Raw genomic sequence first — 13,488 nt, 5'->3', positions numbered from 1 at the left:
CCCGGGAACCAAACCGCGGGACGGGCTACTTTTTCACGCGTAGCTCGCCCAGCCTCGCATGCCTCCCTCACTCCTCCTCCCCGTTCAGCGCAAGAAGCGGCGCTTCGCGTGGGGGCGCGCCCTGGCCCTGGTCCTGTCGGTGCTCCTCGCGCTCGTCGGGCTCGTTCCGGTGGGCGTCGCCGCCCTGGCGCGCACGAACCTCGTGCGGGATTTCGCGGCACGGGAGACCGCCAAGCTCATCAAGGAGCAAGGCGTCACGGCCCGCTATGACCTCAGCCTGTCGCTCCTGCCTCTCGCCGTGGAGCTCCGCAACGTCCGCGTCGAGGCGACCGACGGCCGCGGCCCCTTCCTCGAGGCGAGGCGCGCGATGGCGCGCCCCCGGCTCTTCGCGCTCCTGGCCGGCAAGCTCGACATCGACGAGATCGACGTCGAGGGACCCCACGTGCGCGTCGTCATCGGGAAGGACGGCAAGCTCGCGAACCTCAACGTGACCCTGCCCGAGTCGAAGGAGAAGAAGCCGTTTCGCGCGCCGTTCAACGTCGTCAGCGTGAGTGACGCGCACGTCGACTTGGCGGTCGACGCGTTCCACGTCACTCTCGCGGACGTCGACGTCGACGTCACCGCGGAGGAGGTCTCGGCGGTGGCCGCGTCGGACTTCGACATCGCGCTTCGGGTGGGCGTCGCGCGCTCCACCTGGCTCCGCATGGTCGACCCCGGGGACGCGAAGCGGCGCGTCGAGGTCGACTCGGAGGACGACATGCTCTGCGACCTCGACGCCCGCGTCCGCGTGGAGGGAGGGCGCATCCTCGTGCGGCGCTTCATCGCCCACGGCGGCGTCGATCTCGACCCCCTCGGCGACACGTTCACCGGCTGCTCGCTGCCCCACAGCGACAAGCGGCGCCTCGATCTCGAGCTCCACCACACGACGCTCCTCTTGCCGGAGGAGGGCCAGACGTTCCCCCGAGTGGACGGACACCTGCTCGTGCGGGCGCCCATCGCGCTCGCCTCGCGCGTGCCCGGCGCGCCGGACACCGACGGGTGGGTGCGCCTCGAGGGCGAGGCCAAGTTCTCCTCCGTCGACGAGCTGCCCGACTTCAAGGGCATCCTCCACGCCGAAGGCGTACGCGTCGACCACTACACGTTCGCCCAGGAGATTCACGGGGACCTCGTGCTGCGCAAGGAGACCGATCCTGCGCGCAAGGGCTCTCAGGTGCTGGAGAGCCAGCGCCTGACGGTGAGGATCGCGGGAGGGGAGGCCAACCTCACCCGCGTGAGGGTGCGGCCGCTCGAGCCCGCGAGCGAGGACGCCGTGTCGGCCACGGTCGACATCCGTGGCGTCGACTTCGTGAGGCTGATGGCGGAGCTCGGGGTCTCGCAGCACACGCACGTGCGGTGGGACATCGACGAGGTCCACGTGCCGCACTTCGGCGGGTCGCTCGTGCCGCTGAAGCTCGACGCCGACCTCGTCGCCCGCACCGGTGAGTTCGCCGTGTACGACTCGCCGGTCGCCGATCCCGGCCGCTCCCGCATCATCGGGCTGCGGGAGGCGCAGCTGCAGTCGCATTTCGCGGTGCGACCCGACGGCGTGAGCTTCGTCTCCCCCAGGCTCGTCACGGGCAGCAGCGTGGTGGACGGCCGCGTGGTGTTCATCGGCTATGCGGGCGGCCTGCGCGTCGACATCCCGAACGCGCGCGTAGATCTCGAGGAGATTTCGCCGATCGGCAACATCAAGATGAAGGGCTTCGCCGAGGTGGAGGTCGACGTCTACAACACGCAGGGCGATCCGAAGATCGACGGCGTCGTGAAGAAGATCACCGGTTACGAGCTCAACGAGTTCAAGCTGGGCGACATCGAAGGCGGGAAGGTCGCGCTCCGCGGCCGCGTGCTCGATCTCTCCGAGATCTCGGGGACGAAGGGCAAGAGCAAGTACCAGATGCCCACGGGGCGCCTCGACTTTGGCGGGCCGGCCGCGATGCGGCTCGACGCCACGATCACCACGAAGAGCTTCCTCCTGAAGGAGCCCGCCCGCGAACGCGAACGCGACCCCAAGGCCGACGTCGGCCTTCTATCGATCTTCGGCCTCCACCGCGATCCCCGCTTCGATCCGATCGACGGCCGAGTCGACGACGCCACAGTGCGCCTGCACGTGGCGCTAGGCGGCCCGGAGGACGAGTGCAAGGGCGGCTTCATCTCGGTCGCGTCGCAGGCCTCGGTGCGCGACGTGATGCTGTTCGGGGAGCACTTCGACGCGGGGAAGGGCGACTTCGAGTTTCGCTGGTACGACCCGCGCGGCGGCATCGACGGGGCGGAGCTGTTCGTGCGCGCCCTCACCCTCCATAAGGTGCAGCGTGAGGGCAAGAGCCCGGTCGGGTCGGTGCTCGGCTCTCTCCAGCTCGCGAGGGGAGGGGCGCTCCGGGGGAACATCGCCGTCGACGGCGTCCCGCTGTCGCGCATCGCGGCGCTCGGCGCGGCGGCGCCTGGTGTCGACGGCGCCGTGTCCGTCGTCGCCCGCGTGGGCGGCACCGGCAGCGCGATCTACGTGAACGGCGACGCGGAGGTCACGCCGGTCCGCTTTCGCGGCAAGAAGCTCGGCGCATCGCACGTGCACTTCGAGATGGTGCCCGCGCCGCCCAAGGAGACCCCGCGCAGGACGACGGGCAAGTGCCTGCCGCCGGCGAAGCCGTTCGACCTCCAGGCGTACCTCGCGGACACGAGCTCGGCGGGCGACTACTTGCTCTCCGGCGATCTCTTCGATCGCCAGATCATGCTCGAGAACGTCGCGATATCACGGGAGAAATCTCCGAACTTCTCTGGCAAGGCGCTCTTCCGAAAGGTCGACCTCGGCCTCGTGATCGGCATGGCGAGCTACTCCCCGCGCAGCGCCGACCAACTCGACGCCGTCGACCCCGTGGAGACCACCGGCGGCGAGCTCTCGGCGGACATGCAGGTCGAGCGCCTGCGGTTCGACGACCTCGCGAACGCGAAGGTCGCGTTCGCGCCCAAGTCGATCTCGTTCTTCCGCGGTGACCAACGCATCGCGTGGCAGCCCACGCCCGTGCAGATCCTCTACAGCGACGACTCGATCGCGCTGCCGCCGCTCGGCTTCGACATCGCCTCCGGCAACAACTTCCACGGCACGTTCACGCTGCGCGGTGGCCTCGCCCGCGTCTCCAGCAAGGACCCCACGCTCGATCTCCGCGCCGAGCTCGCGCCCGTCGATCTCGGCATCTTCTCCGGCATCGTGCCCAAGCTCACGCGGGCCAGCGGGAAGCTCAGCGGGGCCGTGCGAGTCACCGGGCGCGCGCTGCAGCCGGACATCTCGGGAGAGGCGCGCCTCCGCGACGCCGAGCTCACCGTCCAGGGGCTGCCGAGCGCCATCTCGTCGCTCAACGTCGACATCGTCGCCGACGATGAGGAGCTGAGGATCACCCGCGCGAAGGCGGACTTCGCCGGCGGCGTCGTCTCGCTGACGGGGCGTGCGCCGCTCCGCGGCAATCAGCTCGGCTCGATGGAGGCGCGCGTGGTGTCGCGCGGGCTCCAGCTCAAGCCGGGAGAGGGCGTGACGGCGGCCGTGGATACCGATCTGCGCGTCACCTACAACGCCCTCGCGACGGGCGCGGGCAGCGCGCGCCTGCCGCACGTGTCGGGCGAGGTGTCGCTCTCGGCGCTCGAGTACACCCGCCCCATGGCGATCGACGTGAACGACGCGCTCCGCGGAGGCGCGGCCCGCACGGCCGTGAAGGGCTACGATCCTTCGCTCGACACCGTGGTGCTCGGGCCCGATCTCGTGGTCCGCTCGACCGCCCCGCTGCGGATCCGCAACAACCTCGTGGAGGCGCAGCTCGGCCTCGGGCCGCAGGGGCTCCAGGTCTCGGGCACGAACCAGCGAGTGGGTCTGCGGGGCGAGGTGCGGGCCCTCCCGGGCGGGCGGCTCCACCTGCTCGCGAACGACTTCGACGTCCAGCAGGCCATCATCACGTTCGAGGACGCGTCGAAGATCCAGCCGTACGTCGACATCGTCGCGAGCACCGACTTTCGGCGGTTCTCGAGCGGCAACAACGTGTCGGCGCAGCAGAGCGTGACCGGGAGGAGCGGCGCTTCGTGGCGCATCAACCTGCACGCCTACGGGGAGTACGCCGAGGGGCAGGATCTTCGCCTCGACATGACCGCGGATCCGGCCCTGTCGCGCGAGGACATCGTGCTGCTGCTCACGGTAGGCCTCACCCGCACCGAGCTCGACCAAGCGCGCATCGGCGACCTCGGCACGGCGATCGCCCAGGCGTTCGCGAACGTGAGCGGGACGGGCGGCGCGGTGAAGCAAGCCGTCAATGTCATTGACGATTTTCGATTCGGCAGCTCGTACTCGCCGCGCACGGGCCGCACCGAGCCGCAGATCACGGTCGGCCGTCGCCTCACCGACGACGTGCGCGCGTCGATCACGAAGAGCTTCACCGACGATCAGATCCGCGGGAACGTCGAGTGGCGGCTGTCGCGAAGCACCAGCGTCCAAGCCACCGCGGACAACGTGAACAACACGGCCTCGGCGTCGTTCCCGAACCTCGGCGTCGATTTTCGCTTCCGGCTCCAGTTCGAGTGAGGAGCGCGTCCCGGCTCGTTGTCCCCACGTTCGCGTAGCTGCCCGGCGGGCCGACCAAGAGAACAGGTAGCCCGCGTCGCCGGGGAATCCGCTACGGTACGCGGCGCGATGAGGCTCCGGCCGCGAACGGACGACCGCGCTCCCGACCACGGGCCGCCCCCCGCCGGCGAGGCCCCCGCGCCGCCGCTTGTTGGGGGCGCGACGCTCGTGGCGCTCGGCGCGGTCGCTGCGCGCGGGCGCGCCGTGGTCGTGGTCGTGCTCGTCGCGGCGCTGTCGTTGCTCGCCGGTCGTGGCGCGCACGCGGGCCCGCCCGCGCCGGTGGCGGTCACTCCGATCCCGTCGTCGCCCCCACCGCCTACCGCCCCCAGCCAACCGCACCTCGACGAGGCGCTCGCCTCGGTGCGGGCCCTCGAGGGCCGCGTGGTCACGCGTGTCGAGGCCGTGGTCGAAGACCCGCTCTGGCCGGACATCCGCGCGCCGCGGCTCGACGCTCCCGCGGGCACGAGCCTCTCGGGGGCACTCGCGCGGCGCCTCCTCGACGGCGCGCTCGCGAGCGGTCAGTTCGCCGACGGGATCGCCATGGCCGCCGACGACGGACGCGGCGGCGCCACGCTCACGATCCGCTTGTCGCCTCGCAAGATCATCGGGGCGGTGCACGTCGCGCTCCACGACGCGCCGATCACCCGTGACGAGATCGCCCGGGAGGCCGATCTGGCGGAGGGCGGTGAGCTCGTGGCGCGCGACATCCCGCGGCTGAAGGCGCGCATCGCGTCACTGCTCGCCCGGCAGGGATTTCCCGCCGCCAACGTCGCCATCGGGACGAGCGCCGGCCGCGACGCTGCGCACGTGGTCGTGACGATCGACGTGGTGGCTGGGCCGCCGCGCCGCATCGACCGCAAGGTCTTCTTCTTCACGCGGGGCAAGGCCGAGGACTTCACGACGATCACGCAGGCCTACCGCGTGCTTGCGGGGGACCGCGCGAGCGACGCGGCGATCGCGGCGGCCAACGCCGACCTCGAGGCGAAGCTCCGCGCCGGCGGCTTTCATCGCGCGGCCGTCACGAGCGATCTCGTGGCCGCGGGGGCCGACGTGATCCTGCGCGTGCGCATGGACCCAGGGCCGCGGTTCTCTCCGCGCTTCGAGGGCAACGATCACTACGACGCGTCGGTGCTCGAGGCGGCGCTCGGCGTCGCCGACGACCCGGATCTGTCGCTCGGGCACCTCGTGCAAAAGCTCAGCGAGTACTACCGCAAGCGCGGCTACCTGGACGTCGAGGTGTCCGCGGAGGTGCGCGGCAAGCTCGATGGACCGCTCGTGGTCCTCGCGTTCACGATCCGCGAGCATCCGCGCGTTCAGGTGCTGTCTCGTGAGTACCCCTGCCTGCGCGAGTCCGAGCTGTCGCGCGTGCAAGACGCGCCCCGCACGTTCCCGTCGATCGGCGGCGAGATCGACAGCTACCTCGACGAGGAGCTGCCGGGGCAGGACTTCTTCCAGTCGCCGCGACCGAGCGGCCTCGACGGGCTCATCGGACCGCACACGGCGGGCACACGCGTGACGCCGACCGACCTCAAGCCGCGCACGACCTACCTCCCCGACACCTACGATCGGGCCGTGAAGCACGTGCAGGAGCTCTACCGCGCCGAGGGCTTCCTCTCGGCGGAGGTCGGGCCGGTGCAGGTCGTGCGGCCCACGTGCGCCGCGTCCTCGCCGGCCGGCACCTGCGTGCCGGTGCCCGTCATCGAGCAGAGCCAGGGCTGCCACCTGGATCTCGAGGGCCTGCCGCAGCCGCTGCCCCCGCCAGACGCCCGCCTCGGCTGCACGCCAGACCGGGCGAAGGGCGTCGTGTGCGCGCCCTACCTCGCGCTTCGCATCCCCATCCGGCTCGGCCCGCAGAGCACCCTCTACGATGCGTCGTTCGTGGGGGTTCGCGCGTTCACGACGCGGGAGCTCGCGAAGACCGTGGCGCTCGAGATGGGCCAGGCGGCCAGCTCCGCCAAGCTCGACGAGGCGCGCCGTCGCGTCGTCGATGCCTATCAGCGCCGGGGCTACGCGTTCGCCGAGGCGACCTACACGCTCTCCCTGTCGCAGGATCGCTCGCGCGCGCACGTGCGCTTCCGGGTGAACGAGCAGCCGCAAGTGTTCGTCGCCGCCATCAAGATCCGCGGCAACGTGTACACGAAGCTGCAGACCATCGAGAAGCGCATCGCGCTCGAGATAGGCAAGCCCTACGGGTCCGAGGAGGTGCGCAAGACCCAGGAGCGCATCGCTACGCTCAACGTCTTCTCCAGCGTCGCGGTGGCCCTCGAGGACCCGAACGTCCCTCAGCGCAACAAGACCGTGGTCGTCACGGTGGTCGAGCGACCGCGGCACTCGGTGGAGATCGCGCCCGGCCTCTCCACGGGTGAGGGCGCGCGCGTCGCGGTGGAGTACGGCCACAAGAATCTCTTCGGCCGCGCCATCGGCTTCACGGCCCTGCTCCAGCTCTCGTATCTGCCGACCGCGTTCATCCTCGACAGCACGGCACGCCAGAACTACGAGAGCCTCCCCTTCGAGGCGCGCCTCGGCAGCCGCGCGACGGTGGGCATCCAGTTTCCGGAGATCGGGCTGGGTCCGCTCGTTGGGTTCGGCATCGACGCCGTCGGCACGCACGACCTGAGGCGCGACTACTACCTCACCAAGTTCGCGTTCACGCCGAGCATCACGGTCCGGCCGCTCCGAGAGATCACCCTCCAGTTCGGTCAGGGCGTCGAGTTCAACAACCTCCGTATCCTCGCCGCGAGCAACCTCCGCGAGTACCTCGTTGGGCTCGCCTCCCAGTCCGGCGTCTCGAGCGACCAGCTCTTCGCGCAAGCCCGCATCCTGAACCTCCCCGACGGCGAAACCCTCGTGGTCGCGCAGCGCGGCGTCTTCACGTGGGACCGCAGGGACAACCCCCTCGACGCGACGCGCGGCACGCTGCTCGTCTCCTCGGTCGAGCACGTCGATGCGTATCCGCTCCTCGAGAGCGGCGGCTCCCTGGCCGATCAGGAGAGCCATTTTATGAAATATTTCAACAAGTTCTCCTTCTATCTCAAGGCGCCGTGGAAGCTCCGCTTCGCGTCCTCCACCAGCATCGGCGTCATCCAACAGCTCAAGTCGACCTCCACCACGTACCCCGACCGGCTGTTCTTCCTGGGCGGGCAGGACATGCGCGGCTGGTACGTGCAGCAGTTCATCCCGCAGGACGACCTCGACAGCCTCGTGGCCGCCGAGGGGAGCACCGATCCGAACCGGTTCACGCTCACCACGGCGCCCGTGCGAGGTGGCGATCTCATGGCGGTGCAGCGCTTCGAGCTGCGCATCCCGCTCGGCGGCCCGATCGAGACCGTGGTGTTCTCCGACGTGGGGAACCTCTGGCGCGCCGTGGGATATCCCTTCGCCAAGGGCGAGCTTCCGCTCCGCGCCGACGTCGGCACCGGGCTACGCCTCAAGACGCCGATCGCGCCGCTCGCCTTCGATTTTGGCTACAACGTGACGCGCAAGACGCTCTACGAGGACCCGTTCGCGTTCAGCTTCTCGCTGGGCCTCTTCTGAGCGCGCGCCGTAGTTAGCACACCTGCGAGACTTCATTCTCGCAGTGGTGGTAGTTGGCCGCGGGAGCGGACAAGCCGGAGGGGTGAATCGGCCAGCTTTGTGGCCGAGAGGGGGCGCCGCGCCCCCTACGGGACAGGGCTAGTACTGCCGTTCGCGCAGCGAACTGCGTAGCGAGAGGGAACCTCTCGCAGTAGTGTTAGTTAGTTAGCTACTGGGCGAGCGCATCGACGAGGCGAGGGACGTCGCTCTCCGCGACTCCACAAAGGGCGACGCGCAGCGTGCCCTTGCCCGGCACGACGAACACGCCCATCTCTCGCATACGGGCGGCCCGCTCCTGCGCGTCGTCGGCGAACACGGTGACGAAGAAGCCCCCGTCGTAGCGCGGGTAGCGGAGCCGTCCCCGCGCGGCCCCGTTGAAGGCCGTGACGCGCGCGGCGAGCACAGCCTTCAGCGACTCTCGCTCGGCGACGCAGCTGTCGCGGACCGTCGGATCGGTGAGCAGGCGGGTCACCGCGCCGAGCCCGCCGCGGTTGCAGTTCGACCACGTGCCGCGGCTCGCGTAGGCGAGGGCCGCCTCGGTGCGCGCCCTCGCGTCCGCGTCCGGCTCGCATGCGACGAGCGCGCCGACGCGCAGGCCGTAGTGCGTGAACGACTTCGACGCGCTCCACGCGAACAAGAGGCCGATCTTGCCGAGCAGCGGCGCGAGGTGGCGCATGAACGCGCGGGGCTCGCGGCCGGCGTAAGCGTAGTAGGCCATGTCGGACAGCAACGTGACGGGGCCCTTCGACGCGTGACGGTCCAGCACCTCGGCCACGCTCGCCCACTCGTCCATCGACATCGAGAAGCCGGTCGGGTTGTGGCACGGGTCGTTCAGGAAGAGGAGCGCGCGCCCCTGCGACGCGAGCTGCGCGCCCAGCGCCGCGTCGAGCGCGCCCACATCGAGGTCGCCGGCGTCGTCGAACATGCGGAACGTGTCGACGCCTCGGGCGTTCTCGTCGGCGAGCGTCTGGTAGGGGCCCCAGTAGTGCGAGGTCGTGAGCAGCTTCTGCCCCGGCTCCAGGTAGTTCGCCAGCGCGTGCCGCAGCGCGCCCGTGCCGCCGGGCGTGGCCGAGGCGCACGCGGCCGCGCGGAGGCTCGGGTCGACGCCGCCGGTGGCGAAGAGGTCGTCGCAGACGGCGCGGAGGAAGTCGGGGGTGCCGGCGATCGGCGCGTACGCCGCCCACTCGGCCTCGGGCACTTCGCGCACCGCCCGCGCGGCCGAGGGGAGCACCGAGAGCGCGCCGTCGTCGTCGAGGAGGGCGCCCACCGTCGCGTTGACGATGGCCTCGCCCTTCGCCTTGCGGGCGTTGGCCTCGCGGTTCAGCGCGAAGATCGGGTCGTCGGAGGGGCGGGAAGCGCGGGAGGGGACGAGGCTCGGCATGCGCGACACCTTAGGCGCGTCGCGGGTGGTTGTCTCGGGTCGGCTCGCCGTGCCCCGACCCGGCGCCTCGTCGGTGCCGAGCGACGTGTCGGTGAGGAGCGCGTTCGGCTGGGGTTTCAGGTACGCTCACGGCCCATGCGCTCCGCACTCCTCGGGCTCGTCGGCGCTCTCGGACTCGTCGCGGGCGGGTGCGGCCCCACCGTCTTCAAGGGGCCCTCCGGGCCGCCTCCGCTGCCCGAGCGCGCCCGCAGCGGGGCCCCGACCACGATCATCGACCCTGTGGAGATGCCCTTCGCGGTGCACACCCGAAGCCGCAACGGCGTCACGCGCTTGCACTCGCAGCTCGGCGCGGGCGACTTCGTCTCGTCTGGCGTCATGGTCGCGGCCACGACCAACCTGACGAAGCCCCTCGCGCAGGTCCCCGACGCGCGGCAGATCTACGCGGTCGGCGGCACGCCAGAGGATCTCTACGTGTTCGCCGAGACCTTGATCGGCAACTCGGTGCGCCGGGTGAAGGCCGGCGCGTTGGGCCCCTCGTTCCGTGGCCAGGGCGCCGAGGGGTACATCGCGATGGGCGTCGACGAGCACGGCGCGTTCGTCCTCGTCGGCAATCCCGCGGCGCCGCGGCCGTACGCGAGGGCTCGGGTCGAGCTCATCACCGACGCGGCGGCGCCTTCTGGGCTCGCCCTCGACACGAAGTATTGCTGGGAGACGGTCGGCGCGCGGAAGGGTGAGGTCTTGGTGGCGGGGCGCGCGTGCGGCGAGGGCGACTCGAGGCTCGTCGTGCAGCGGTTCACGGGCGGGAGCAAGACCGGGGTCTTCGACAAGCTGCCTGGTCACTTTCCGCCCGACGGGCAGGTCAAGGACGTCCACCTGCACGCACAGAAGACGGGCATCTTCGTGACCGCCACGCAGATCCTGAAGGGCAACGCGCAGCCGTACGCCGCCAAGTGGAACGGGAAGGACTGGTCGCTCGTCGACGTGCCCGAGCAGTTCAGCGAGATCCTCTCGTTCTCCGAGGGTACCGACGGTGCGCTGTTCGTCGTGGAGACCCAGGCGGCGGCGCGCTCGGCGCACGTGTGGCGGCGCCACCCGAAGGACGGCTGGCACCCGGTCCCGCTCCCGCAGCTCCGCGAGGTGGAGCACCTCACGTTCTCCAAGATCGCGGGCAAGTACGTGCTGCGGAAGCCGCCGCAGTTCGTGCCGCTCACCGTGTCCGCGCGCACCGTCGACGACGTGTGGGTCGCCGCGTCCATCGAAGACGGGGACGATCTCATCCACTCGCTGTTGAACCGCGCGCCGACCGCCTCGCTCATCGACTGGCCCGAGGTGGCGCGCGCGAAGGAGCTGCCCATCGCCGAGTGTACGAGCACGTACTTCGTGGCGCTCGGCCCCATCCCCCCGAACCACCAGACCTACGCCGAGCTCCGGCGCGCGCTCTCGGGGCACCTCGAGGTCGATGGCGCCACGCTGCTCGAGACCGTCGTCGGCGGTCGCCACGTCCATGGCGTCCACCACACGAGCCGCGCCGCCGCCGAGCGCGTCATCGAGCTGCTGGAGAAGGCCGGGTCCAAGCCCGTCCTCCAGTGCGGCGCGCCCGCCGCGACGCGCATCATCCCGTTCAAGCTGGCCACCGGCGAGCTCGGGACCGACGAGCCCGCCACGCGCCCGGAGGGGGGCAGCGACGAAGAGTAGCCCGGGGCGTGTCTTCGACGCGCCCGAGCGATTGACAACTTGTCACGGCGGCCGTCCCGCGGTGGGGTGCCTTGCCATGTTGGCGCCGGGCGACCCTGAGCGGGCGCTTCGGGGGTCGGATTTCGTCGTCTTTTCGTTGGCACAGGGTATGCTTCGCCCCCCCAAAGATGCCGCGCCCTCGCCACGTCCTCTCCGCGCTCCTCCTGCTCAGCGTCGTGCTCGGCGTCCTCTCGTTCGGCGGCCGCGCGAGCGCCCAGACCGTCGCGATCTCCAACAAGGCTTCTCTCATTCGTCGGGCGTCGGACGGCTCAGTCGTCACGAAGCGCCAGGTGAACCCGGAGGCCATCAGCTACGACGACTGTTTCGGCAACCAGACCCTCGAGATCACCTACACGGCCTCGGGCTTCACCCCGAATCAGTCGCTCCAGGTTTGGGCTGGCACGCAAGACTGCAAGCCGATCGCCGCGCGCTCGGGCACGACCCAGCAGTGCTGGCGCCCCTACGGAGATCTGCCGAACGCCCAGGCGCAGACCATCAACATCCCGGTGCGCAACATCATGACGCGCCGGACCGACACGAGCGTCGGCGACTATTCGAAGGACGCCACCGTCTGCAAGGACGTCGCCCTCACGACCTACAGCCTCTTCTTCATGTGGGTCCAGGGCGCGGGCACGGATCCCATCGGCACGACCGACCAGGTGGACATCCAGGTGAAGACGGTCGGCCCGGCCTCGCTGTCCGGGCTCAAGGTGCTCCCGGGGAACACGCGGCTCATCGTCACGTGGGACGCTGTCGGCGAGGCGGGGGCGGTCGACCAAGTGGGCGTGCGGGTCTACTGCGACGACAAGCCCACCTCCAAGGCGCCTGACACGAAGCAGGTCGTCTCGTGCCCGGACGCGACCTCCTCGGGCAGCGACGCCGACGCCGACGCCGGGCCCTCGGATGCGGCGGCGGCCGCGGACGCGTGCACGACCACCCCTCAGGCGGTCCCGAGCACCGGCGGCTCCTGCAGCTCGACCAACCTCGCGCCGCCCGCGGGTAGCCAGTCCGCGCTGCCGGACGCGAAGTACCTGTGCGCGCAGACGGGCGGCACCGGCGCGCGGGTCGTCGTCGAGTCGTTCAACGGCCAAGCCCTCACGAACGACCAGACGTACGCCGTGGCCGTGGCGGCGCTCGACTCGTTCGGGAACGTGGGCACGCTCGTCGAGCCCACGTGCGCCACGCCGGGCCTCACGAGCGACTTCTGGCAGGTCTACCGCGACTCGGGCGGCCAAGCCGGGGGCTGCTCCACCGACGCCGCGCCGGTGGGCGGGTTGCTGTCGACCTTCCCCCTCTTCGTGCTCGTGGCCTCGCTTCTCCGGCGCCGCGCAAGGAATGCAACTCGATGATCTCGCTTGGTTTTCTTTGCAACGTGTCACGGCGCGCGCGCAGAAGCGGGCTCCTCGGCGGCGGGCTCCTCGTCGCGCTCCTCGCGGGCTTGCTCGACGAGGGAGAGGCCCGCGCGGCCGAGTCGATGGCGCGCCGACGCTCGCTCTACGCGACGCCACAGCACTTCGCGCTCGAGCTCCGCTTCTCGCCCTACACCCCGCAGATCGACGAAGAGCCTGGGCTGCGCGGCAAGCCGTACCAGACCACCTTCGGCACGATGCCGCGCCTCTTGTTCGGCGGCGAGCTCGACTGGCAGGCGCTGCGGATTCCGCACTTCGGGTCCATCGGCCCGGGCCTCGGCGTGGGGTACACCAACATGAGCGACACGGCGCGCTTGCTGCGCGACGGCTCGCTCTCCGGCGACGAGACCTCCCTCGACATCTGGTCGCTCTACTCGGTGGCCGTGCTCCGCGTCGACGTGCTCTGGCGCGACGCGGGCGTGCCGTTCGTGCCGTACGTGAAGGGCGGGCTCGGCCTAGGGCTCTGGCGCGCCGGCAACACGGGCGGCACGGCCGAGGCGAAGACCGCGACGGGCACCGTGCGGGGCGAGGGCTACACCTTCGGCACCCACGTCGCCGGAGGCTTGGCGCTCGCGCTCGACTTTCTCGACCCCGCCGCGTCGCGGAGCATGGATCAGACCGTGGGCATCAACAACACGTACTTCTACGCCGAGTATTACCTCAGCATGTTGAACGGGATCGGCCAGGCGGCCCCGCTACGCGTGGGCGCCAACTCGTGGAGCATGGGCCTCGCGTTCGAGTTCTGAGCCCTGCTC

Annotated in this window: 6 protein-coding genes; 5 read left to right on the top strand and 1 reads right to left on the bottom strand. The window is 70.6% G+C overall.

Translation table 11 applies throughout. From position 1 onward, the window contains the following. Positions 1-58: 58 nt before the first annotated feature. Complete coding sequence (locus IPQ09_03525; GenBank protein MBL0193291.1) at positions 59-4,597, top strand: translocation/assembly module TamB domain-containing protein; 4,539 nt, start codon at positions 59-61, stop codon at positions 4,595-4,597. Positions 4,598-4,705: 108 nt separating this feature from the next. After that, positions 4,706-8,170, top strand: coding sequence for a BamA/TamA family outer membrane protein (locus tag IPQ09_03520; GenBank protein MBL0193290.1), 3,465 nt, complete (start codon positions 4,706-4,708; stop codon positions 8,168-8,170). A 208-nt stretch (positions 8,171-8,378) separates the two neighbouring features. On the opposite strand, the gene IPQ09_03515 is transcribed toward IPQ09_03520, so the two are convergent. Continuing rightward, complete coding sequence (locus IPQ09_03515; GenBank protein ID MBL0193289.1) at positions 8,379-9,590, bottom strand: aminotransferase class I/II-fold pyridoxal phosphate-dependent enzyme; 1,212 nt, start codon at positions 9,588-9,590, stop codon at positions 8,379-8,381. Between the two features lie 135 nt (positions 9,591-9,725). Here IPQ09_03515 and IPQ09_03510 point away from each other — a divergent pair, with 135 nt between their 5' ends. From IPQ09_03510 to IPQ09_03500, 3 genes are all read left to right on the top strand, one after another. Beyond that, positions 9,726-11,285 carry a hypothetical protein gene (locus IPQ09_03510; protein ID MBL0193288.1) on the top strand — a complete coding sequence of 520 codons (1,560 nt, stop codon included), beginning with the start codon at positions 9,726-9,728 and terminating at the stop codon, positions 11,283-11,285. Between the two features lie 167 nt (positions 11,286-11,452). Continuing rightward, positions 11,453-12,673, top strand: a complete 1,221-nt coding sequence (locus tag IPQ09_03505; GenBank protein MBL0193287.1) for a hypothetical protein — start codon at positions 11,453-11,455, stop codon at positions 12,671-12,673. Continuing rightward, complete coding sequence (locus IPQ09_03500; GenBank protein ID MBL0193286.1) at positions 12,670-13,479, top strand: hypothetical protein; 810 nt, start codon at positions 12,670-12,672, stop codon at positions 13,477-13,479. The genes IPQ09_03505 and IPQ09_03500 overlap by 4 nt, the downstream gene beginning before the upstream one ends. Positions 13,480-13,488 lie beyond the last annotated feature (9 nt).

Source organism: Myxococcales bacterium (genome assembly GCA_016720545.1).
Classification (GTDB): domain Bacteria; phylum Myxococcota_A; class Polyangia; order Polyangiales; family Polyangiaceae; genus JAAFHV01.
This window is presented reverse-complemented; position numbering and strand designations above follow the sequence as displayed.

Bases quoted from the DNA above. Each gene is read 5' to 3' on its own strand.
- IPQ09_03515 (MBL0193289.1), bottom strand. From the start codon at position 9,590: ATGCCGAGCCTCGTCCCCTCCCGCGCTTCCCGCCCCTCCGACGACCCG.
- IPQ09_03510 (MBL0193288.1), top strand. From the start codon at position 9,726: ATGCGCTCCGCACTCCTCGGGCTCGTCGGCGCTCTCGGACTCGTCGCG.
- IPQ09_03520 (MBL0193290.1), top strand. From the start codon at position 4,706: ATGAGGCTCCGGCCGCGAACGGACGACCGCGCTCCCGACCACGGGCCG.
- IPQ09_03525 (MBL0193291.1), top strand. From the start codon at position 59: ATGCCTCCCTCACTCCTCCTCCCCGTTCAGCGCAAGAAGCGGCGCTTC.
- IPQ09_03500 (MBL0193286.1), top strand. From the start codon at position 12,670: ATGATCTCGCTTGGTTTTCTTTGCAACGTGTCACGGCGCGCGCGCAGA.
- IPQ09_03505 (MBL0193287.1), top strand. From the start codon at position 11,453: ATGCCGCGCCCTCGCCACGTCCTCTCCGCGCTCCTCCTGCTCAGCGTC.